Origin of the sequence: Pseudomonas sp. PGPR40, assembly GCF_022014505.1 — a bacterium.
Lineage (GTDB): Bacteria > Pseudomonadota > Gammaproteobacteria > Pseudomonadales > Pseudomonadaceae > Aquipseudomonas.
Map to the genome: position 1 here is coordinate 1 of NZ_JAKLSP010000013.1, position 21,166 is coordinate 21,166.

Consider the following 21,166-nt stretch of genomic DNA (forward strand, 5'->3'; position numbering starts at 1 on the left):
TTGACTATCAGTCTGACTCCACAAGCACCCACACGAATTGCTTGATTCAGTTGTTAAAGAGCGGTTGGTTAAGATCTTTCGTCTCAACCGAGGCGCGCATTCTACAGCAGCCTCTGTTGCTGTCAAGTGATTATTTTCAGAAGCTTTCGAAGAATTCTTCAACAACTTCAACCACTTGCGCTTTCGATCTCTCGTTAGCGGGAGGCGAATTCTACAGCGTTAGTCGCTGCTGTCAACACCTCTTTTTCTCCGCTTTCGACCGAGAGGATCGAACCGTCAATAAGGCGACAACACACTGCCCCACCAACTCCTTCTGGCTTCGATGAACTGAAGCGCAACCGCTGCCGAAAACTGCATAACTCTTTGTTTACCAAGGAGTTTTCCGTTTCGACTGCGCCGGAAGTGGGGCGAATTATAGGCTTTGAGAATCTGCCGTCAACCCCTGTTTTCAGCTTTATTCGGATTTGAGCGTAATACGCGCAAATGCCTTCTTCCCGGCCTGACAAACATGGGTCGCGCCCACTACGTACATAAAGGTGCGATCGACAATCTCACCATCTATACGCACACCACCAGAACCGAGAAGATCGCGCGCCATAGCGGAGTTCTTCACCAGACCCGCTTTATTAAGGACAGCAGCAATTGGCATATCCTCGACAGCAGTCAATTCGATCTCTGGCAGATCATCTGGCAGCTCACCGTCTTTCATACGGTTGCCCGCCGCACGGTGAGCATTGGCCGCTGCCTCTTCTCCATGGAAGCGCGCAACGATCTCCTCCGCCAGCTTGATCTTGATGTCACGCGGATTCGCACCCGCCTCAGCATCTGCCCGGAATGCATTGATCTCTTCCATGGAGCGGAAGCTGAGCAGTTCGAAGTAACGCCACATCAGCACATCAGGAATAGAAACCAGCTTGCCGTACATGACACCCGGCGCTTCCTGTATACCGACGTAGTTGCCCAGCGACTTGGACATCTTCTTCACGCCATCCAGGCCTTCGAGCAATGGCATAGTCAGAATGCATTGAGCCTCCTGACCATAACCACGCTGCAGTTCGCGCCCCATCAGCAAGTTGAACTTCTGATCGGTACCGCCCAGCTCGACATCCGCACGCAACGCGACCGAGTCGTAACCCTGAACCAGCGGATAAAGGAACTCGTGAATAGCGATTGGCTGATTGGTCGTGTAGCGCTTGTCGAAGTCGTCGCGCTCAAGCATGCGAGCCACGGTGTATTGCGAAGTCAGGCGAATGAAGTCGGCTGGCCCCATCTGATCCATCCAGGTGGAGTTGAACGCCACTTCGGTCCTGGCCGGATCAAGAATCTTGAAGACCTGAGTCTTGTAGGTCTCGGCATTCTCGAGAACCTGCTCACGGGTGAGCGGAGGACGTGTCGCGCTCTTGCCGCTTGGATCACCGATCATCCCGGTGAAGTCACCTATAAGGAAGATCACCTGGTGACCCAGTTCCTGGAACTGGCGCAGCTTATTAATAAGCACGGTGTGACCCAGGTGCAAATCCGGCGCGGTCGGATCGAAGCCTGCCTTAATACGCAGCGGCTGGCCGCGCTTGAGCTTCTCGATCAGCTCAGACTCGACCAACAGTTCTTCTGCACCACGTTTGATCAGCGCTAGCTGCTCTTCAACCGACTTCATAACAGACCCGCAGGCTCAGATTCAAAGGGGAACAACCATACAAGATCGCGCACCAAATACAAGTTTTGCCCGGCGCACGGACGCCAATCCACGGACAGAGCGTTCGCAGACTTGCTTCAGAGATGATTTGGTTATATTTTATACAGTTATTTCGTCTTCATCATGTCATTCATCTTTTCCAATTCATCTTTTCAAAGTCAAAACTACTTATGACCACAGAACCGTCTAAAGCGCCGCCGCTTTACCCGAAGACCCACCTGCTCGCAGCAAGTGGCATCGCTGCTCTTCTCAGCCTGGCGCTTCTGGTATTCCCTTCCAGTGATGTTGAAGCCAAAAAGACGACCCTGAGTCTTGAACTGGAAAGCCCTGCAGAACAACTGACACAAGACCAAGACGCCGCCGACGTCGTCCAAGCCACAAATGAGCCGGCAGCCTCCCCCTTCGCGCAGATCGAAAACAGCGCCGAAGACACTCAGCAAGCAGCCCAGGAAACCGCCCAGCCCGCCCCTGCGCCAGCCGTCGAAGAAAAGAAAGCTCCAGGCCATAAGGAAGTGATCGTTGCCAAAGGCGACACTCTCTCAACCTTGTTCGAGAAAGTCGGCCTTCCGGCCACTTCGGTGCATGAAGTACTGGCCAGCGACAAACAGGCCAAGCAATTCAGCCAACTCAAACATGGCCAGAAGCTTGAATTCGAACTGAGCCCGGATGGCCAACTGACCAATTTGCACAGCAAAGTCAGCGACACAGAAAGCATCAGCCTGACCAAGAACGACAAGGGTTTTGTATTCAACCGCATTACCGCCAAGCCCACTGTCCGCTCCGCCTACGTTCATGGCGTGATCAACAGTTCGCTGTCGCAATCCGCCGCCCGAGCCGGTTTGTCCCACAGCCTGACCATGGATATGGCCAGTGTGTTTGGCTATGACGTCGACTTCGCCCAGGATATTCGCCAAGGTGACGAGTTCGATGTCATCTATGAACAGAAGGTCGTCAACGGCAAAGCGGTCGGTAACGGCCCGATCCTCTCCGCACGCTTCACCAACCGCGGCAAGACGTACACCGCAGTGCGCTACACCAACAAACAAGGCAACAGCAGCTACTACACGGCTGACGGCAATAGCATGCGCAAGGCGTTTATCCGGACCCCGGTAGACTTCGCCCGCATCAGCTCGAAATTCTCCATGGGCCGCAAGCACCCGATCCTGAACAAGATTCGCGCCCACAAGGGTGTCGATTACGCAGCACCGCGCGGCACGCCGATCAAGGCTGCCGGTGACGGCAAAGTATTGTTGGCGGGGCGTCGCGGCGGTTACGGCAACACCGTGATCATCCAGCACGGTAATACCTACCGTACGCTATACGGTCATATGCAGGGCTTCGCCAAAGGCGTCAAGACCGGCGGCAGCGTCAAGCAAGGTCAGGTGATCGGCTACATCGGTACCACCGGTCTCTCCACCGGCCCGCACTTGCACTATGAGTTCCAGGTCAATGGCGTGCACGTTGACCCGCTGGGGCAGAAAGTCGCGATGGCCGATCCGATCTCCAAAGCCGAACGCTCACGTTTCCTCGCGCAAAGCCAACCGCTGATGGCGCGCATGGATCAAGAGAAAACCACCCAGTTGGCTTCGAGTAAACGCTAAGCCATGGCGCTCTATATAGGTGTAATGTCCGGGACCAGCCTTGATGGCCTGGACATTGCTTTGATCGAGCAAGCCCCGGCAATCAAGCTGATCGCCACCCATTACATCCCTATGCCTGATTCCCTGCGCGCCGAGCTGCTTGGCTTGTGCGCCAGCGGCCCGGACGAGATTGCCCGCTCCGCCATCGCCCAGCAGAACTGGGTGCAACTGGCCGCACAGGGCATTCACACCCTCCTCGACCAACAAAACCTTAAGCCTGACGACATTCGCGCGATTGGCAGCCACGGCCAGACCATTCGCCACGAGCCGGCGCGCGGGTTCACAGTGCAAATCGGCAACCCTGCCTTGCTCACCGAGCTGACCGGCATCACCGTCGTCAGCGATTTCCGCAGCCGCGATGTAGCCGCTGGCGGACAAGGCGCGCCACTGGTTCCAGCCTTTCACGAAGCCCTGTTTGAAGAACGGCCTGGCAACCGCGCGGTATTGAATGTCGGCGGGTTCAGCAACCTCAGCCTGATCGAACCCGGCAAGCCTGTTGCCGGATTCGACTGCGGTCCCGGGAATGTCCTGCTGGATGCATGGATTCACCAGCAACGCGGCGACAACTTTGATCGTGACGGCCATTGGGCTGCCAGCGGCAAAGTTAAACCTGTTCTGTTGAATGAGCTGCTCAGTGATCCGTTCTTTATGACTCAAGGCCCGAAAAGCACTGGCCGCGAAGTGTTCAATCTGCCGTGGCTGATGCAGCATCTATCACAGCTACAGAGCTTCGCTGCCGAAGACGTACAGGCCACGCTGCTTGAACTGACTGCGCTGACCATTGTCGAGTCATTGCAAAGCGCCCAATCGGATACTGAGGAGCTGCTTGTCTGTGGTGGCGGCGCACACAACGCCACGCTGATGAAGCGCCTGGCCAGCCTGTTGCCGAACGCGAAAGTCAGCAGCACCGCTGCGTATGGTGTAGACCCGGACTGGGTCGAAGCCATGGCTTTCGCCTGGCTGGCCCATTGCTGCCTGGAAGGTATCGCGGCCAACCGCCCGAGTGTCACCGGTGCCCGCGGCTTACGCATTCTCGGCGCCATCTACCCCGCCTGAACCTGAACCCCAAACAGCAAAACGCCGCAGAGTCCTGAGACTCTGCGGCGTTTGGTAATGCGGTGAGGGTGCGATCAGATCGAGAACGAAGAGCCGCAGCCACACGTGGTGGTAGCGTTCGGGTTCTTGATCACGAAACGCGAACCTTCCAAACCTTCCTGGTAATCCACTTCGGCACCTGCCAGGTACTGGAAGCTCATCGGATCGACCACCAGACTGACGCCTTCGCGCTCGACGATGGTGTCGTCATCGGCCACTTCTTCATCGAAGGTGAAGCCGTACTGAAACCCTGAACAACCGCCGCCCGTAACGAATACGCGCAGCTTCAAGCGATCATTCCCCTCTTCATCGACCAGGCTCTTCACCTTGTGCGCGGCACCGTGGGTGAATTGCAAAGCCGTGGGGGTGAAGGATTCGACGCTCATGCTGACTATCTCCCGGCGTTACGCCGCCATAATGCGTGATGACGCGCATTATCCGCTTCTCCCAGAAAATCGGTCAACTATTGTTACGGTATATCAATCAACCCAATTGCCAGACCACAATGCAAAAAGGCCCGTTCGACGGGCCTTTTTGCTGAGCGGGATAAAGCCTTACGGCAGCATGCCGGCATGGGACAGGCCCAGACGCTCATCCAGACCGAACAGGATATTCAGGTTCTGCACCGCCTGACCCGACGCGCCTTTGACCAGGTTGTCGATCACCGACAATACCACCACCAGATCACCATCCTGTGGACGATGCACGGCAATACGGCAAACGTTGGCACCGCGCACACTGCGGGTTTCCGGATGGCTGCCGGCAGGCATCACATCGACGAACGGTTCATTGGCATAGCGCTTTTCGAACAACGCTTGCAGATCCACCGAGCGATCCACGACAGTCGCATAGAGCGTCGAGTGAATACCGCGAATCATTGGCGTCAGGTGCGGAACGAAGGTCAGCCCCACGTCCTTGCCCGCTGCACGACGCAGGCCCTGGCGGATTTCCGGCAAGTGACGGTGCCCTTTGACGGCGTAAGCCTTCATGCTTTCCGACGTCTCGGCGTACAGCGAACCTACAGAAGCACCACGACCGGCGCCGCTGACACCGGATTTGCAGTCTGCGATCAAACGAGTGGTATCGGCCAGACCGGCTTCAAGCAATGGCAGGAATCCCAATTGCGTGGCCGTCGGGTAGCAACCCGGCACAGCAATCAGGCGCGCTTGTTTGATTTGCTCACGATTGACTTCCGGCAAGCCGTAGACAGCCTCCTCCAGCAGTTCCGGTGCGCCGTGCGGTTGGCCGTACCATTTTGCCCACTCATCGGCGTCTTGCAGACGGAAGTCTGCCGACAAGTCGATGACCTTCGTCCCGGCAGCCAGCAACTCACCCGCCAGCGCATGCGCAACACCGTGCGGCGTGGCGAAGAACACCACGTCGCAGGCCCCGAGGGTCTTGATGTCCGGAACGCTGAAAGCCAAGCCGTCGTAATGGCCTCGCAGGTTCGGGTACATATCGGCCACGGCCAGGCCGGCCTCGGATCGGGAAGTGATCACCACCACTTCAGCTTGCGGATGCTGTGCCAACAGACGCAGCAGTTCGACACCGGTGTAACCCGTGCCGCCGACGATACCGACCTTGACCATAAACCTGCCCTCAACGAACCCACTGGAAAGCCGTCGATAATAGGGCGCGCGCGGCCCTGCGACAACCGCCAAGGTGACGTGCGGACGCTCAAACCTCTACTATCCGGCTACCGTGAATTGGGGAATACCTGAAAATGCTTTATCTGTGGCTCAAAGCGCTTCATATCGTCAGCATGGTCTGCTGGTTTGCCGGCCTGTTTTACCTGCCGCGCCTGTTCGTCTATCACGCCCAAAGCGAAGACACCGTCAGCAAGGAACGCTTCAGTATCATGGAGCGCAAGCTGTACCGGGGCATCATGGGCCCGGCGATGATCGCCACCCTGGTGTTCGGCATCTGGCTGATCAGCCTCAACCCAAGCGCCTACTTCACCCAAGGTGCATGGATGCATGCCAAATTGACCCTGGTGGTGATCCTGATCGGCTACCACCACATGTGTGGCGCACAGGTAAAACGTTTTGCCCGTGGCGAAAACACCCGCAGCCATGTCTTTTATCGCTGGTTCAATGAGGTGCCGGTTCTGCTATTGCTGGCTATCGTAATTCTGGTCGTCGTTCGGCCGTTTTAATCCAACAGGCATCATTCACCCGGGGTACTTCCAATGTCGCTGCCCGCTTTGCTCGAACAACGCTTGCGTCTGCCCGTGGTGGTGGCGCCGATGTTCCTGATTTCCAACCCTGAACTGGTGCTCGCTTGCTGCCGCAATGGCGTGGTGGGCAGCTTTCCTGCGCTGAACCAGCGTGAGAGCAGCGGTTTCAAGGCCTGGCTGGAAGAAATCGAAGCAGGACTGGCGATACTGGAAAACCCCGCGCCTTACGCGGTGAATCTGATTGTCCACAACAGCAATCCGCGATTGCAGGCGGATCTGGCGATCTGCATCGAGCACAAAGTGCCGATCGTAATCACCAGCCTCGGCGCCGTGAAAGAACTGGTCGACGCGGTGCAGGGTTACGGAGGCCTGGTATTTCATGACGTGACGACGCGTCGTCATGCGGAAAAAGCGGCTGAAGCCGGCGTGGACGGTTTGATTGCCGTGGCTGCGGGCGCCGGTGGTCACGCCGGGACCTGGAGCCCGTTTTCGCTGATCGCCGAGATTCGCCAGTTTTTCGACAAGACTCTGCTGCTGGCCGGCTGCCTGAACCATGGCCATGAGATTCTTGCCGCGCAATTGCTCGGCGCGGATCTGGCCTACTTTGGTACGCGATTTATCGGCACCACGGAAAGTCATGCGCCTGACGCGTATAAGGAGATGCTCCTGACTTCCAAAGCCGCAGACATCGTCCATACTCCAGCGGTGTCGGGCGTACCGGCAAGCTTCATGCGTCGGAGCCTGGAAGCTGCCGGTTTCGACATGGCAGCCCTGCAAGGCAAGGGCGAGGTGAACTTCGGCTCCAAACTAAAGCCGTTGAGCGATGAAGCCAAAGCCTGGAAAACCGTATGGTCCGCAGGCCAGGGCGTCGGAGAGATCGAAGACCTGCCGAGTGTCGAACAATTGGTCGCACGTCTCGATGCCGAATATCGAAAAGCGCTGAAACTGGCGGCGACACTGCCCAAGCGCTGGCCGCGCTGACAGGAAAACTTGGCCAGCCCACCCCTACACTCCAAACTTGCAATAACGTCTATTACAAACTCTCGCGACAAGGATGCCTCGGCCATGAGCGAAAACCGTTTCAAGATCGTCTTCGAAGGGGCTCTGCTGCCAGGTGTTGACGCCACCACCGCGAAGCTCAATCTCGCCGAGCTGTTCAAAAGCGATGTCGCGGCCATCGAGCGCCTGTTCAGTGGACGCAAGGTTGCGCTCAAACGCGATCTGTCACACGCCGATGCGCAGACTTACCTTCAAGCGCTGACGAAAACCGGCATCGATGCGCGAATCGAACCCGAGCCCTCCATTGAACTGAACCTGTCCGACGTTCACGAACACGCTCCTGCCAACAATCAACCTGTCATCGCAGACCCCGATTCTCCCTATGCACCGCCCCGAGCCTCTGTCGGCGAAGCATTGCCGGAGTTTTCTGCACTCAAGGCATTCAGTTTCGTTGGTCGCATCGGTCGCTTGCGCTTTTTGGCCTGGACGATGGCGCTTACGCTGGTGACGCTTGCCGTCGGCGCCGTGCTGGCAATTTTCGGTTTCGCACTCATCAGCACGGACTCGACTGCTGGTTTGATTCTCGCTGGTCTGCTGGCCTTTATCCTGGTCGTGGTGCTTGCCTTCATCAGCATCCAGTTCAGTGTGCAGCGCCTGCACGATATCGGCTGGTCGGGCTGGCTCTGGCTGTTGAACCTTGTGCCGGTCGTGGGCAGCATTTTTCCGTTCGTGATAATGATCGTGCCGGGTAACAACACTGCCAATCGGTATGGCGCACCACCGCCGCCCAACAGCAACGCGGTCAGGGTGCTGGCTTCGCTATGGCTGGTGTTTATCGCACTCATGTTTGTCGGCGGGCTGACTGGAGGCCTCACCGCGATCCAGGATGAGTACGAAAGCGCCATCGATAGCACCTATCAAAGTAGCGCGGTGATCATCGACGAAATTGAAGTCGAGCCGGCCGAAGAGACCGAACAAGTGCCAAATTCAGCCGATGATGCAGCCGAAGCTGCCGAGCCCCCTGTAGACTCTGCAAAAGAATGAACAGCGCTCCCCGCCCGTGACACCTGCGTCGTCGGCGCGGAGCTGTTGCGATGGAGAACTGCATGACCCGTTACGCTCTGATCACTGGCGCTTCCAGCGGCATCGGCCTGGCAATGGCCGAAGCGCTGGCCCGGCGCGGCCGCAGCCTGATTCTGGTGGCCCGACAGCGTGATCAGCTGGAAAGCATTGCGATTGAACTGACTCAACGTTTTGGTGTGGAAGTGCTGTTTCGCGCCTGTGACCTGGGCGAGCCACTAAGGCTGTCCGGATTTTTGCTGGAGCTGGAGGAAGGCGAGCGGCAGATAGATTTGCTGGTCAACTGTGCCGGTATCGGTACCTGCGGCCCATTCCTGGCCCAGGACTGGATGACCGAGCAGGATCTGATCGAAGTGAATATCCTGGCCCTCACTCGGTTGTGTCATGCCATTGGCAACAGCATGGCTTTGCAGGGTGGCGGGCAGATTCTGAACGTTGCCTCGGTGGCGGCGTTCCATCCCGGTCCCTGGATGAGCACTTACTACGCCAGCAAGGCTTACGTACTGCATTTTTCCGAAGGTTTACGCGTCGAGCTGAAGAAATGCGCGGTCAAGGTGTCGGTGCTCTGCCCCGGCCCGACACGCACGGCGTTTTTTCGCACTGCGCAACTGGACACCGACAAACTGGTCGAGAGCAAACTGCTGATGAGCCCAGAAGAGGTCGCGCTCTATACCGTGCGCGCCCTGGAGAAAAATCGCGCCATTATCATCCCCGGCCGCCTGAATCGCTGGTTCGCATTCCTGCCGCGGCTCGGCTCGCGCTGGCTGACCCGGACAATCGCGGGCATGGTCAACAAAGCCTATTGCCCGCGCTGATCAAATCCTCAAGGCAAAAGACTGGGCTCTGACATCACCCATGGTTACACTCAGGCCAGCCCAAACAACGGAGAAAACAGCTGTGGATACTCTGTTCACCAAGATCATCAACCGGGAAATCCCGGCGAAGATCATTTACGAGGACGACCAGGTACTGGCCTTCCACGACATCGCGCCACAGGCCCCCGTGCACTTTTTGGTAGTCCCGAAGAAACCGGTGCGCACCCTTAACGACCTCACCGAGGACGACAAGGCTTTGGCCGGGCATATTCTGTTCACCGCACAGCGCTTGGCTCTGGAATTAGGTTGTGAAGAAGGTTTCCGGGTGGTCATGAACTGCAATGAATTGGGCGGGCAGACCGTTTATCACATTCATATGCATGTGCTGGGTCAGCGGCAGATGCACTGGCCGCCGGGCTGATTCACCATCCTTCCCCTGTAGGAGCGAGCGGTGCGGCGATCCGACTTGCCCGCGAAGCTTTTAGCGCACTTGAGGACGCCTTCGCGGGCAAGCCTCGCTCCTACAGAATTGGTGTCGTCCCACCGGAAATGACCCAACGCAAACCCTCCCCCGGCCGATTGGGTTAAACTGGCCGCCGAGATTCTTCCCGGAGGTCAGCATGACTACCCAACGTCACTACTCGCCGATTGACCGTCTTCTGCTGCAAGCCGATGCCGCGATGCGTACCTTGTTGCCCTTCAGTGGTCAGCCCTACCGTCCGTCGCCTGCCATCGTGCAGCCGGATGCGCAATTGAGCGACGAGGACACCCGACACGTCGCCGGTTTGATGCGCATCAACCATACCGGCGAAGTCTGCGCCCAGGCGCTGTATCAAGGTCAGGCCCTGACCGCCAAGCTGCCGAAAGTGCGCGCCGCCATGGAGCACGCCGCCGAAGAAGAAATCGACCATCTGGTCTGGTGCGAACAACGCATTCATCAGTTGGGCAGCCATACCAGCATCCTTAATCCGTTGTTCTACGGCATGTCATTCGGGATTGGCGCGGTCGCCGGGCTGATCAGCGACAAAGTCAGCCTGGGTTTCGTTGCTGCCACCGAGCATCAGGTCTGCAAACACCTGAACGAACACCTTGAGCAACTGCCCGCCGAGGACGAAAAATCCCGGGCGATTCTTGAGCAGATGCGCATCGATGAAGAGCATCATGCTGAAAGTGCGCTGGATGCGGGTGGATTTCGTTTTCCGGCACCGGTGAAGTTCGGGATGAGTTTGTTGGCCAAGGTGATGACCAAGAGTACTTATCGGATCTGAGGATCAGGTTGTTGAATAGGGCCTCTTCGCGGGCAAGTCGGATCGCCGCACCGCTCGCTCCTGCAAGGGTTCTGTATTCCAACAAATAAAAAAGGCGATTACCGCAAGGTAGTCGCCTTTTTTTGTACTCAAAAATTTAGCTCGGCATATTCCGCGAATGTCGATTCAACCGAGTTCGATGATTTCGTAGTCGTGGGTAATCTCCACGCCAGCCGCGCCGAGCATGATCGAGGCCGAGCAATACTTCTCGGCCGACAGCTCGATGGCGCGCTTGACCTGGGCTTCTTTCAGACCTCGGCCTTTGACCACGAAGTGCATATGGATCTTGGTGAAAACCTTCGGATCTTCGGTCGCACGCTCGGCTTCGAGGAAGGCTTCGCAGCTTTCGACGGCCTGACGGGATTTCTTGAGGATGCTGACCACATCGAAATTGCTGCAGCCGCCAACACCCAGCAAGAGCATTTCCATCGGCCGGACACCCAGGTTACGACCGCCGGCATCGGGCGGACCGTCCATGACCACAACATGACCGCTGCCGGATTCACCGAGGAACATGGCTTCGCCAGCCCATTGGATGCGTGCCTTCATCACCAAGACTCCACTGTATAAAAAAGGGTCGCCAGCTTAGCACGAGCCCTTGATTGGCAGCGCTCCGCTTTCCTAGGACATAAGCATCTGCGCCTGTAGGCAAATTCTCGAATCTTCCAGGAATGTGTCTGTTAAGCTGACGCCAATTCGATGGCGCATAGCCAGCTTTGTAGCGAATAAAAGATCGCAGGCTTCGCCAGCTCCTACGAAAAACAAACACACGTGCAGTCTTTTCGGGATACAACCATGGTTGCTATTGCCCCCACTCCCAAAATCAACAACCTCGACAAGCTATTGATGCACTGTCAGCGCCGTCGCTATGCCACCAAGAGCAACATCATTTGTGCTGGCGACCGCTCGGATACGCTGTTCTTCATCATCAAAGGTTCGGTAACCATCCTGATCGAGGATGACGACGGCCGTGAAATGATCATTGCCTACCTCAACTCCGGCGACTTTTTCGGCGAGCTGGGTCTGTTTGAGCAAGCCGGCCTGGAACAGGAACGCAGTGCCTGGGTACGTGCCAAGGTCGAATGTGAAGTCGCAGAAATCGGCTACGTGAAATTCCGCGAGCTGTCCCAACAAGATTCAGACATTCTTTACGTACTCAGCGGACAAATCGCACAACGCCTGCGCAATACCACGCGCAAGGTCGGCGACCTGGCGTTCTTCGACGTGACCGGTCGCGTTGCGCGCTGCCTGCTGGAGCTGTGCAAGCAGCCAGACGCCATGACCCACCCGGATGGCATGCAGATCAAGGTGACCCGTCAGGAGATCGGCCGGATTGTCGGTTGTTCCCGTGAGATGGTCGGCCGCGTGCTCAAGGATCTGGAAGAGCGCAACCTGGTCGACGTCAAAGGCAAGACCATGGTGGTCTTCGGTACGCGTTAAGTTCGAAAACTCAAGCCCCGAGCATCTGCGCCAGCATCTGTCGATACAGTTGATCGAGACGAGTCAGGGCATCCGGCGCCGCGAACTTCTCATGCAGGGCGATGTGGCTTTCAGCGCGAACCCGTTGCTCCAGGCCACAGGCTTCATTGAAGCGATTGACTGCCGCGACCATCGACTCTCGTTCGTTATCGATCAACATCGCCCCGTGTACCAGGCCGACCGGACGCTGACCGCCCTTGCTCTGGCGCCAACGCTGAGCGGTGCCGACCATCTTTCGACCATCGAGGTTGACGTTGAAACGACCATCGCAGAACGCACCCTCGATTTCGCCCAGGGACGAAGTGCCGCCCAGCTCGTCCAGTAACTGACAGATCGGATCGCACAGGCGCCGGTAGCCAGTTTCGATGCGGTTCAGATCACCTTCGCTGCGCGGTGGGGCATAAACCAGTGCGATGTTGATCGTCGAGGCCGATTGCGGCACTGGCTCGCCGCCGGTTTCGCGCAGCAGTACTGGCCAGCCGGCGGCAGCGGATATTTCGCACGCTACGTCGAACTGCGGCAGACGATTCAAGCGGCGGGGCATGACCAATGCCCGATCGCTTGGCTGCCAGAACAGCAGACCAGACTCCGAGTCACCGGCACAAACCGAGGCCAACAGATCCTGTTCGGCTTGCAGACCGGCTTCGATGGTCAGAGAGGTAGGTGAGGTCATAAGGTATCCATAGGACGGTCAGTCTGTGGTGCATCTTATGCCGCCTTCGCGAGCAAGCCCGCTCCCACACTTGATCACGTTGCCTGGATGAACGCGGATTAAGTGTGGGAGCGGGCTTGCTCGCGAAGGGAGCGCCACGATTTGTCTGCGTGTAATCAGTCGAGCGTAGAACCGCTCACTGGAACGCCGCGCTCGGGAAAGAACAGGCGCTGCAGTTCGGTACCCGGGCTTTCGGCGCGCATGAACGCTTCGCCAATCAGGAACGCATACACATCGCTGATTTCCATCAGCTCGACATCGGCCCGGTTGAGGATGCCACTCTCGGTGATCACCAGACGATCACGCGGAATACGCGGTAACAGGTCGAGGGTGGTTTCCAGATTGACCTCGAAGGTGTGCAGATTGCGGTTGTTCACGCCCACCAGCGGCGTGTCGAGGGTTTTCAAGGCCCGCTCCAACTCGTCGCCGTCGTGGACTTCCACCAGCACATCGAGACCGACGCTTTTCGCCACGGCCGCCAGCTCGGCCATTTTCACATCGTCCAGTGCGGAGACGATCAACAGCACGCAGTCAGCGCCCAGGGCACGGGATTCGACAATCTGGTACGGATCGATCATGAAGTCCTTGCGGATCACCGGCAATTGGCACGCCGCCCGGGCCTGTTGCAAATAAGCATCCGCTCCCTGGAAGTAGTCGATATCGGTGAGCACCGACAGGCAAGTCGCCCCGCCCTTTTCGTAACTCCTGGCAATGTCCGCAGGCACGAAGTTCTCGCGAATCACGCCTTTGCTCGGCGAAGCCTTCTTGATTTCAGCAATCACCGCCGGCTGTTTCTTCTTGGCCTGATCGATCAATGCCTTGGCAAAACCGCGGGGTGCATCGGCCGCCTTGGCCAGATTTTCCAGCTCTGCCAGGCTCACACGAGCGCTACGCTCGGCGACTTCCTGGACTTTGCGGGCCAGAATATTTTCCAGAACCGTCGGTACACTCATCCCTCATTCTCCACTTTGAATACCGCGGTAAATGCACCCAACTCCTCAAGTTTTTCCCGAGCGAGGCCTGTGTGCAGCGCATCGTGCGCCAGGGCAACGCCTTCTTTCAAACTGCTGGCATGGTCGGCGGCGTACAGCGCGGCACCGGCATTAAGCACGATCATCTCGGCGGCTTTCTGGCCGTTCTCAGTCTTGCGCTTGCCCAAGGCATCGCGAATCAGCTCAAGGGAGGCCGCCGGGCTTTCCACCGCCAGACCGTGCAGGCTCTGACTCTTCATCCCCAGGTCTTCGGGTTCGACCCAATACTCGGTGATCTGATCATTCTTAAGCTCAGCCACAAAGGTCGGCGCCGCCAGACTGAACTCATCCAGGCCATCCTTCGAATGCACCACCAGCACGTGTTTGCTGCCCAGACGTTGCAAAACTTCGGCCAATGGCCGGCACAACGCCTGACTGAACACACCCACCACCTGATGTTTCACACCGGCCGGATTCGTAAGCGGGCCGAGCATGTTGAACAAGGTGCGCAAGCCCAGCTCGCGGCGCGGGCCAGCGGCGTGCTTCATGGCACTGTGGTGGGTCTGGGCAAACATGAAACCGATGCCAACGTTGTCGATGCAGCGCGCCACTTGAACCGGCGTCAGGTTCAGGTAGATACCCGCCGCCTCAAGCAGATCAGCGCTGCCGCTTTTTCCCGACACTGCACGGTTACCGTGCTTGGCCACGGTGCAACCGGCCGCCGCGACCACGAACGAGGAGGCGGTCGAAACGTTGAAGATATTCGCGCCATCACCGCCGGTGCCGACCACATCGACCACGCCGTCGAGGGTGTTGAGTTCGACCTTGTCCGCCAACTCGCGCATTGCCGTCACGGCGCCGACGATCTCATCGATGCTTTCGCTCTTCATGCGCATGGCCATCATGAACGCGCCGATCTGCGCATCCGTGCATTGCCCGGTCATGATTTCGCGCATGACATCGCGCATCTCATCGGAACTGAGGTCGAGGTGGCCGACGATACGGCTCAGGGCTGTCTTGATATCCATGGAAAGTCCTTAGCGCGTGCCGCCGGTTTGTTTGAGGAAGTTGGCGAACAGCTCATGGCCCTGTTCGGTGAGGATAGACTCAGGGTGAAATTGCACACCCTCAATGTTCAGCGTCTTGTGGCGCAGGCCCATGATCTCGTCGACCGAGCCGTCTTCGAGCTGGGTCCAGGCCGTCAGTTCGAGGCAATCAGGCAGGGTTTCGCGCTTGACGATCAGCGAATGGTAGCGGGTGACCGTCAGCGGACGATTCAGGCCTTCGAACACGCCCTTGTCCTCGTGGAATACCGGACTAGTCTTACCATGCATGACCTGACGGGCACGGACCACATCGCCACCAAAGGCTTGGCCGATGGACTGGTGACCCAGGCAAACGCCGAGAATCGGCAGTTTGCCTGCGAAGTGCTTGATGGCCTCGATGGAAATACCGGCTTCGGTCGGGGTGCAAGGACCGGGAGACACGACAATGCGCTCAGGCTTGAGAGCTTCGATTTCGGCAATAGTGAGCTCATCGTTGCGCACGACTTTGACCTCGGAGCCCAGCTCGCCGAGGTATTGCACAACGTTGTAAGTAAAAGAGTCGTAGTTATCGATCATCAGCAACATGGCATTAAGAACCTCTTGAATTCACTGACTTTTAATACGGCCTTCAAATGATTTACCCGCAGTGCGCTGCGCTTTGACAGGTGCTGGAGTGGCGCCAGCAAAGCGGCATTTCATACAGGTAAAGAAGGCAAAGCGGTACAGGTCCGGCCAGGCCGGCAGAAAAGATTCAGGCGCGCCAACGCCAACGGGCATGTGCCTTGATGACTTGATCCAGAAGTTTGCTGACGATCAACACGGGGAAGGTCTCATTCATACGTCTCGGCACAGTAACTTAGCTGGGCGGAGCGTGCAATATGGCCGGGGCGACAGCTCAAGAAACAAGCGAAAGGGTTCGCGATAGATGGCAAAGGGCCGGAAGTTTTTGGTACTGTCGTTTCGTTTACAACAACAATAAATAAAACGGACTTGCTCATGATCAAACAAACATTGTTTGTACCGCTCGCCGGATGCTTGCTCGCCGCTGCCTGTGCCCAGGCGATTGCCGCGCCCAATCCTTATTCGAATTTCGTCGTCTTCGGCGACAGTCTCAACGATGCCGGACAGTTTACCGACACGGGTGGCCCTGCCGGCGCGACAGAGCGTTTTACCAACCGGACCGGGCCGGTCTACCTGGATGGCAGTGGTGAATTACGCTCATTGAACTCCACGCAATTGTTGGGTGGACGTCTCGGGTTTTCGCCTGATCAGACCGCCGCCTCGACCTCGGCCGTGCGCGCCAATCAAGGGCTGGCGGATGGCAATAACTGGGCTGTCGGCGGTTACCGTACCGACCAGATTCTGGAGTCGATCACCACCGAATCCGCCACGGGCGAACGCACCCGGGCAGGTTATCTGCCGACGAACAACTTCCGCGCCGATCCTAATGCGCTGTATTACATTTCCGGAGGCGGCAACGACTTCCTCCAGGGCCTCGTGCTTAATACCACCCAGGCCAACGCCGCGGCGGATCGCCTGGCCGACAGCGTGCAAACCCTGCAAAGCGCCGGCGCCAAATATATCGTGGTCTGGCTGCTACCGGACCTGGGCCTGGCGCCAGCCATTAACGGCAGCCCATTGCAGTCAGCGATTTCGCAACTGAGTACGGACTTCAACCAGCAGTTGGTCACCCGACTCGCGGGGATCAATGCCGAAATCATCCCGCTGAATATTCCATTGCTGTTGCAGGAAACCTTCGCCGACCCGGCGCGCTTCGGCCTCGCCACCGGTCAGAACCTGACGGCTACCTGCTTCAGCGGCAACGGTTGCACGGAAAATGCCGTGTATGGCATCAACAGCGCCACCCCGGACCCGAGCAAACTGATCTACAACGACTCGGTTCACCCCACTGAAGCCGGACAAAAACTGATAGCCGATTACGCCTATTCCTTGCTGGCGGCACCTTGGGAACTGACGCTGCTGCCGGAAATGGCCCACGCCACCTTACGCGCTCATCAGGATGAACTACGAAGCCAGTGGCAATCCGACTGGGAGAACTGGCAAGCCGTCGGCCAATGGCGCGCGATTGTCGCCGGCGGTGGTCAGCATCTGGATATCGACAACCAAAGCAGCGCCGCCAGTGCCGACGGCAGCGGCTACAACCTGAATATCGGCGGCAGCTATCGTCTCAATGAAGCCTGGCGCGTCGGTGTGGCAGCAGGCTTCTATCGTCAGAACCTGGACGCCGGGAGTAACGATTCGGACTACAAACTCAATAGCTATCTGGCGACGGCCTTCGCCCAGTTCCAACAGAATCGCTGGTGGGCCGATGCCGCATTGACCGGTGGCAAACTGGATTACGACAATCTCGAACGCAAATTCGACCAGGGTGTCAGCGAAGGCGCGGAAAAGGGTGATACCGATGGCTATCTCTGGGCCTTCAGCACTCGCCTTGGCTATGACATTGCTCAACCGGGCAGCGAATGGCACCTGTCACCGTTCATCAGCGCCGATTACGCCAAAGTGGAAGTCGACGGCTACTCGGAAAACAGCAACCGCGCCACGGCGCTGACTTTTGATGATCAAACCCGAGACTCGAAACGCCTGGGTGTCGGCTTACAAGGCAAATACAACTTCACCCGCCAGACCCAGGTGTTTGGGGAATATGCCTACGAGCGTGAATACGAAGATGACGTTCAGAAGGTAAATATCGCCCTTAACAGCCTGCCAGCGAACGACTTCACGCTGGAAGGTTATACGCCGCAGAGTCACTTGAACCGTGTGAGTCTGGGAGTCAGCCATAAATTGACCGCCGACTTGGCGTTGCGTGGTGGTTACACCTTCCGCAAGGATGATGACTTTACCCAGCAGGGCATCAATGTCGGGGTGACGCTGGATTTCTAAACCGCAGGCAATAAAAAACGCGGCGCCCTTACACAGGCGCCGCGTTTTTTATGGTGTATGCAAAATCCATGTGGGAGTGGCGGTGCGGCGATCCGACTTGCTCGCGAAGACGGCAGCACAGTCAACATTAATGTCGCCTGATACACCGCTTTCGCGAGCAAGTCAGATCGCCGGATCGCCGCTCCCACAGGTTTTGCGTACTTAGTTGTCCGGCGTCTGTTCGGCCAGGGCCACCGCGCGGAACATGGCGCGGCGCTTGTTCAGGGTTTCTTCCCATTCCAGCGCCGGCACCGAGTCGGCGACGATGCCGCCACCGGCCTGCACGTGCAGTTCGCCGTTCTTGATCACTGCGGTGCGGATCGCAATCGCGGTGTCCATGTTGCCGTTCCAGGCAAAATAACCGACCGCGCCGCCGTAGACGCCACGCTTGACCGGTTCCAGTTCGTCGATGATTTCCATCGCGCGAATCTTCGGCGCACCGGACAAGGTGCCCGCCGGCAGGATCGCCCGCAGTGCATCCATGGCCGTCAGCCCAGCCTTCAATTGACCGGTGACGTTGGACACGATGTGCATCACGTTGGAGTAACGCTCGATAACCATCTTCTCGGTGAGTTTCACCGAACCGATCTCCGAAACGCGACCGGTGTCATTGCGACCCAGATCGATCAGCATCAAGTGCTCGGCGATTTCCTTGTCGTCCGACAGCAGGTCTTTTTCCAGGGCCACGTCAGCCTCTTCATTGGCACCTCGCGGACGGGTGCCGGCGATCGGGCGCACGGTGATCAGGTTGTCTTCGACCCGTACCAGTACTTCCGGCGAACTACCGACGACGTGGAAGTCACCGAAGTTGAAAAAATACATATAAGGCGTCGGGTTGAAGCAGCGCAGCGCCCGGTACAGATCGATAGGCGCAGCCTTGAAGTCGATCGACATACGCTGGGACGGCACAACCTGCATGCAGTCACCGGCCAGGATGTACTCCTTGATGGTGTCGACGGCTTTTTCGTAATCGTTCTGGGTGAAGCTCGAGCGGAACACCGGATCAGCCGATTGCTGCTTGCTGAAATCCAGGCCACGGCGCGGGGTGATCGGCTGACGGAGTTGTTCCAGCAGCGCTTGCAAGCGCGCCTGACCTTGCTCGAAAGCGTCTTCCTGCGACGGATCAGCCAGGACGATCGCGTGCATTTTGCCGGCGAGGTTATCGAACACCACCACCGCGTCGGACACCATCAGCAGAATGTCTGGCACGCCCAATGGATCGGGGTTCGGGCATTTGCCCAGACGCTTCTCCACATAACGCACGCAGTCATAACCGAAGTAGCCCACCAGACCGCCATTGAAGCGCGGCAGACCGGCGATCGTCGGCACGTTGTAGCGCGCCTTGAAGGCTTCGACAAAGGCCAGCGGGTCTTCAACGTCGTGGGTTTCGATCTCGACGCCGTCATGGGTCACGCTGACGTGGTGATCATGAACCCGCAGCACGGTGCGGCACGGCAGGCCGATGATCGAATAACGGCCCCATTTCTCGCCGCCCTGCACCGACTCCAGCAGATAGGAGTTCGGCTCGTCGGCCAGCTTCAGGTAGATCGACAGCGGCGTGTCGAAGTCGGCCAGGGTTTCGCAGGCCAGGGGGATGCGGTTGTAGCCGGCAGCGGCCAAACGCAGGAATTCTTCGCGGATCATGAGGTGCCTCGTGGCTTGAGGGTCTAACGGTCAGGTGTGCAAACGCGCCGGTACGCCGGCCAGGAACAAGTCAGGCGCGCCAACGCCAGCGGGCCAGGGCCTTGATGACTTTCATCCAGAGTTTGCGAGTGACCACCACGATGGCGTTTCCAGGAGGGGGTTGAACAGCGTCGGGCAACGTTATCTCAGCGGCCGGATCCAGGCAACCGGGAATTAATTTGCGCAGATCATCGATCACCAGCGCCGGCGATTCTTCGGCAATCGGCCGACCGTGGTTATAGCCATAACTGAGGGCCACGCATTTGACCCCCGCCGCTTTCGCCGCCAGCACATCGCTGCGCGAGTCGCCGACGAACAACGATTGCGACGCCGGAATGTTGGCCATTTTCATCACGAAAAACAGCGCAGCCGGGTCAGGCTTTTTCTTCGGCAAAGTGTCGCCACCGATGATCCATTTGAAGTAGCGGCCGATCTTCATCTGATCCAGCAGCGGCGCGACGAAGCGCTCCGGCTTGTTGGTGATCAGCGCCATTTCGACGCCTTGTTTGTTCAGCCACTTGAGGGTGTCACGCACGCCGGGGTACACCACCGTCAGCTCGTGACCGTCCTCATAAAAGCCGTTGAACAACTCCAGGGCATGCTCGGCCTCGACCTCATCGACACCCTCGCCGTCGATGTGGTTGGCCAAGGCCCGGCGCACCAGCATGTGCACGCCGTTGCCAACCCACTCTCGCACCGGTTCGATACCGGCAGGTTGACGCCCGAGTTTGAGCAGCATGTTATCCACAGCCGCCGCGAGATCAGGGACCGAATCGACCAGCGTGCCATCCAGATCGAACATCACCAGCCGCGGCAGACGCCCGGGGAACAGCTGCTCAAAACCACTCATGGGCGAGCCAGCGCCAGTTCGGAGCGCATTTTTTCAATCACTTCCTGGTAGTTCGGCGCATTGAAGATCGCCGAGCCGGCCACGAAGGTATCGGCGCCAGCAGCAGCGATTTCGCGAATATTGTTCACGTTCACGCCACCATCGATTTCCAGGCGAATGTCACGTCCGGAAGCATCGATCAGCGCCCGCGCTTCACGCAGCTTGTCGAGGGTACCGGGAATGAACTTCTGCCCGCCGAAGCCTGGGTTGACGCTCATCAGCAACACCATGTCGACCTTGTCCATCACGTACTTGAGCACGTCCAGCGGGGTCGCCGGGTTGAACACCAGGCCGGCCTTGCAGCCGCCTTCGCGGATCAGTTGCAGGGAGCGGTCGACGTGCTGCGTGGCTTCCGGGTGGAAAGTAATGTAGGTCGCACCGGCCTCGATGAAGTCGCCGACGATGCGATCCACCGGGCTGACCATCAGGTGCGCGTCGATCGGCGCGGTCACGCCATACTTGCGCAGCGCAGAGCACACCATCGGGCCGATGGTCAGGTTGGGTACGTAGTGGTTGTCCATGACATCGAAGTGCACGAAGTCGGCGCCGGCGGCCAGGACGTTGTCCACTTCCTCGCCCAGGCGGGCGAAATCGGCGGAGAGAATCGACGGAGCAATGACGAAGGGCTGCATGACGCA

Annotated in this window: 21 protein-coding genes; 10 read left to right on the top strand and 11 right to left on the bottom strand. The window is 58.1% G+C overall.

What is annotated here, in order from left to right:
- Positions 1-454: 454 nt before the first annotated feature.
- Positions 455-1,654: a tyrosine--tRNA ligase gene (gene tyrS, locus MEB48_RS12875; RefSeq protein WP_237884607.1), complete on the bottom strand. Its 1,200-nt coding sequence runs from the start codon at positions 1,652-1,654 to the stop codon at positions 455-457.
- A 209-nt stretch (positions 1,655-1,863) separates the two neighbouring features.
- Between tyrS and MEB48_RS12880 the strand changes: the two genes are divergently transcribed.
- Both MEB48_RS12880 and MEB48_RS12885 read left to right on the top strand, forming a co-directional pair.
- Entirely contained in the window at positions 1,864-3,294 is a 1,431-nt protein-coding gene (locus MEB48_RS12880; protein ID WP_030130033.1) for a peptidoglycan DD-metalloendopeptidase family protein, read from the top strand.
- Between the two features lie 3 nt (positions 3,295-3,297).
- Entirely contained in the window at positions 3,298-4,389 is a 1,092-nt protein-coding gene (locus MEB48_RS12885) for an anhydro-N-acetylmuramic acid kinase (RefSeq protein ID WP_237884608.1), read from the top strand.
- 74 nt (positions 4,390-4,463) lie between these two features.
- Here the strand turns inward: MEB48_RS12885 and erpA are convergent, their stop codons facing one another.
- Positions 4,464-4,814 carry an iron-sulfur cluster insertion protein ErpA gene (gene erpA, locus MEB48_RS12890; RefSeq protein ID WP_007906865.1) on the bottom strand — a complete coding sequence of 117 codons (351 nt, stop codon included), beginning with the start codon at positions 4,812-4,814 and terminating at the stop codon, positions 4,464-4,466.
- A gap of 168 nt (positions 4,815-4,982) precedes the next feature.
- On the bottom strand, positions 4,983-6,017 hold the full coding sequence (argC, locus tag MEB48_RS12895) for an N-acetyl-gamma-glutamyl-phosphate reductase (RefSeq protein ID WP_048397847.1): 1,035 nt from the start codon (positions 6,015-6,017) through the stop codon (positions 4,983-4,985).
- A 134-nt stretch (positions 6,018-6,151) separates the two neighbouring features.
- Between argC and hemJ the strand changes: the two genes are divergently transcribed.
- The 6 genes from hemJ (at position 6,152) to coq7 (ending at position 10,766) form a co-directional block, all read left to right on the top strand.
- Positions 6,152-6,583 carry a protoporphyrinogen oxidase HemJ gene (gene hemJ / locus MEB48_RS12900; protein WP_095052695.1) on the top strand — a complete coding sequence of 144 codons (432 nt, stop codon included), beginning with the start codon at positions 6,152-6,154 and terminating at the stop codon, positions 6,581-6,583.
- A gap of 33 nt (positions 6,584-6,616) precedes the next feature.
- Positions 6,617-7,585: an NAD(P)H-dependent flavin oxidoreductase gene (locus MEB48_RS12905; RefSeq protein ID WP_237884609.1), complete on the top strand. Its 969-nt coding sequence runs from the start codon at positions 6,617-6,619 to the stop codon at positions 7,583-7,585.
- Positions 7,586-7,669: 84 nt separating this feature from the next.
- A complete protein-coding gene (locus MEB48_RS12910; RefSeq protein ID WP_237884610.1) occupies positions 7,670-8,647 on the top strand; it encodes a DUF805 domain-containing protein in 978 nt (325 codons plus the stop codon).
- A gap of 62 nt (positions 8,648-8,709) precedes the next feature.
- Positions 8,710-9,498: an SDR family NAD(P)-dependent oxidoreductase gene (locus MEB48_RS12915; RefSeq protein ID WP_237884611.1), complete on the top strand. Its 789-nt coding sequence runs from the start codon at positions 8,710-8,712 to the stop codon at positions 9,496-9,498.
- Positions 9,499-9,580: 82 nt separating this feature from the next.
- Positions 9,581-9,919 carry a histidine triad nucleotide-binding protein gene (locus MEB48_RS12920; RefSeq protein ID WP_007906873.1) on the top strand — a complete coding sequence of 113 codons (339 nt, stop codon included), beginning with the start codon at positions 9,581-9,583 and terminating at the stop codon, positions 9,917-9,919.
- 199 nt (positions 9,920-10,118) lie between these two features.
- Positions 10,119-10,766 (top strand): 2-polyprenyl-3-methyl-6-methoxy-1,4-benzoquinone monooxygenase, encoded by a 648-nt coding sequence (gene coq7, locus MEB48_RS12925; protein ID WP_237884612.1) that lies wholly within the window; start codon positions 10,119-10,121, stop codon positions 10,764-10,766.
- Positions 10,767-10,931: 165 nt separating this feature from the next.
- On the opposite strand, the gene MEB48_RS12930 is transcribed toward coq7, so the two are convergent.
- Positions 10,932-11,354 carry an OsmC family protein gene (locus MEB48_RS12930; protein WP_008061600.1) on the bottom strand — a complete coding sequence of 141 codons (423 nt, stop codon included), beginning with the start codon at positions 11,352-11,354 and terminating at the stop codon, positions 10,932-10,934.
- Between the two features lie 246 nt (positions 11,355-11,600).
- Here MEB48_RS12930 and crp point away from each other — a divergent pair, with 246 nt between their 5' ends.
- On the top strand, positions 11,601-12,245 hold the full coding sequence (crp, locus tag MEB48_RS12935) for a cAMP-activated global transcriptional regulator CRP (RefSeq protein ID WP_237884613.1): 645 nt from the start codon (positions 11,601-11,603) through the stop codon (positions 12,243-12,245).
- Positions 12,246-12,255: 10 nt separating this feature from the next.
- Here crp and MEB48_RS12940 read toward each other — a convergent pair whose 3' ends face one another.
- The 4 genes from MEB48_RS12940 to MEB48_RS12955 form a co-directional block, all read right to left on the bottom strand.
- The gene (locus MEB48_RS12940; protein ID WP_237884614.1) at positions 12,256-12,957 is read right to left on the bottom strand and encodes a lipoate--protein ligase family protein; all 702 of its coding nucleotides are present in this window, start codon (positions 12,955-12,957) and stop codon (positions 12,256-12,258) included.
- A 155-nt stretch (positions 12,958-13,112) separates the two neighbouring features.
- Positions 13,113-13,949 carry an indole-3-glycerol phosphate synthase TrpC gene (gene trpC / locus MEB48_RS12945; protein WP_237884615.1) on the bottom strand — a complete coding sequence of 279 codons (837 nt, stop codon included), beginning with the start codon at positions 13,947-13,949 and terminating at the stop codon, positions 13,113-13,115.
- Positions 13,946-14,995 carry an anthranilate phosphoribosyltransferase gene (gene trpD, locus MEB48_RS12950; RefSeq protein ID WP_237884616.1) on the bottom strand — a complete coding sequence of 350 codons (1,050 nt, stop codon included), beginning with the start codon at positions 14,993-14,995 and terminating at the stop codon, positions 13,946-13,948. The genes trpC and trpD overlap by 4 nt, the downstream gene beginning before the upstream one ends.
- A gap of 9 nt (positions 14,996-15,004) precedes the next feature.
- Complete coding sequence (locus MEB48_RS12955; protein ID WP_019650349.1) at positions 15,005-15,598, bottom strand: aminodeoxychorismate/anthranilate synthase component II; 594 nt, start codon at positions 15,596-15,598, stop codon at positions 15,005-15,007.
- 411 nt (positions 15,599-16,009) lie between these two features.
- Between MEB48_RS12955 and estP the strand changes: the two genes are divergently transcribed.
- Positions 16,010-17,917: an esterase EstP gene (gene estP / locus MEB48_RS12960; protein WP_237884617.1), complete on the top strand. Its 1,908-nt coding sequence runs from the start codon at positions 16,010-16,012 to the stop codon at positions 17,915-17,917.
- Between the two features lie 201 nt (positions 17,918-18,118).
- On the opposite strand, the gene trpE is transcribed toward estP, so the two are convergent.
- From trpE to rpe, 3 genes are all read right to left on the bottom strand, one after another.
- Positions 18,119-19,600 (bottom strand): anthranilate synthase component I, encoded by a 1,482-nt coding sequence (gene trpE, locus MEB48_RS12965; RefSeq protein ID WP_237884618.1) that lies wholly within the window; start codon positions 19,598-19,600, stop codon positions 18,119-18,121.
- 70 nt (positions 19,601-19,670) lie between these two features.
- Entirely contained in the window at positions 19,671-20,489 is an 819-nt protein-coding gene (locus MEB48_RS12970; RefSeq protein ID WP_237884619.1) for a phosphoglycolate phosphatase, read from the bottom strand.
- Positions 20,486-21,160, bottom strand: a complete 675-nt coding sequence (rpe, locus tag MEB48_RS12975) for a ribulose-phosphate 3-epimerase (RefSeq protein ID WP_237884620.1) — start codon at positions 21,158-21,160, stop codon at positions 20,486-20,488. The genes MEB48_RS12970 and rpe overlap by 4 nt, the downstream gene beginning before the upstream one ends.
- Positions 21,161-21,166 lie beyond the last annotated feature (6 nt).

Coding starts and splice junctions, on each gene's coding strand:
- tyrS (WP_237884607.1), bottom strand. CDS start 1,654: ATGAAGTCGGTTGAAGAGCAGCTAGCGCTGATCAAACGTGGTGCAGAA.
- MEB48_RS12880 (WP_030130033.1), top strand. CDS start 1,864: ATGACCACAGAACCGTCTAAAGCGCCGCCGCTTTACCCGAAGACCCAC.
- MEB48_RS12885 (WP_237884608.1), top strand. CDS start 3,298: ATGGCGCTCTATATAGGTGTAATGTCCGGGACCAGCCTTGATGGCCTG.
- erpA (WP_007906865.1), bottom strand. CDS start 4,814: ATGAGCGTCGAATCCTTCACCCCCACGGCTTTGCAATTCACCCACGGT.
- argC (WP_048397847.1), bottom strand. CDS start 6,017: ATGGTCAAGGTCGGTATCGTCGGCGGCACGGGTTACACCGGTGTCGAA.
- hemJ (WP_095052695.1), top strand. CDS start 6,152: ATGCTTTATCTGTGGCTCAAAGCGCTTCATATCGTCAGCATGGTCTGC.
- MEB48_RS12905 (WP_237884609.1), top strand. CDS start 6,617: ATGTCGCTGCCCGCTTTGCTCGAACAACGCTTGCGTCTGCCCGTGGTG.
- MEB48_RS12910 (WP_237884610.1), top strand. CDS start 7,670: ATGAGCGAAAACCGTTTCAAGATCGTCTTCGAAGGGGCTCTGCTGCCA.
- MEB48_RS12915 (WP_237884611.1), top strand. CDS start 8,710: ATGACCCGTTACGCTCTGATCACTGGCGCTTCCAGCGGCATCGGCCTG.
- coq7 (WP_237884612.1), top strand. CDS start 10,119: ATGACTACCCAACGTCACTACTCGCCGATTGACCGTCTTCTGCTGCAA.
- MEB48_RS12930 (WP_008061600.1), bottom strand. CDS start 11,354: ATGAAGGCACGCATCCAATGGGCTGGCGAAGCCATGTTCCTCGGTGAA.
- crp (WP_237884613.1), top strand. CDS start 11,601: ATGGTTGCTATTGCCCCCACTCCCAAAATCAACAACCTCGACAAGCTA.
- MEB48_RS12940 (WP_237884614.1), bottom strand. CDS start 12,957: ATGACCTCACCTACCTCTCTGACCATCGAAGCCGGTCTGCAAGCCGAA.
- trpC (WP_237884615.1), bottom strand. CDS start 13,949: ATGAGTGTACCGACGGTTCTGGAAAATATTCTGGCCCGCAAAGTCCAG.
- trpD (WP_237884616.1), bottom strand. CDS start 14,995: ATGGATATCAAGACAGCCCTGAGCCGTATCGTCGGCCACCTCGACCTC.
- MEB48_RS12955 (WP_019650349.1), bottom strand. CDS start 15,598: ATGTTGCTGATGATCGATAACTACGACTCTTTTACTTACAACGTTGTG.
- estP (WP_237884617.1), top strand. CDS start 16,010: ATGATCAAACAAACATTGTTTGTACCGCTCGCCGGATGCTTGCTCGCC.
- trpE (WP_237884618.1), bottom strand. CDS start 19,600: ATGATCCGCGAAGAATTCCTGCGTTTGGCCGCTGCCGGCTACAACCGC.
- MEB48_RS12970 (WP_237884619.1), bottom strand. CDS start 20,489: ATGAGTGGTTTTGAGCAGCTGTTCCCCGGGCGTCTGCCGCGGCTGGTG.
- rpe (WP_237884620.1), bottom strand. CDS start 21,160: ATGCAGCCCTTCGTCATTGCTCCGTCGATTCTCTCCGCCGATTTCGCC.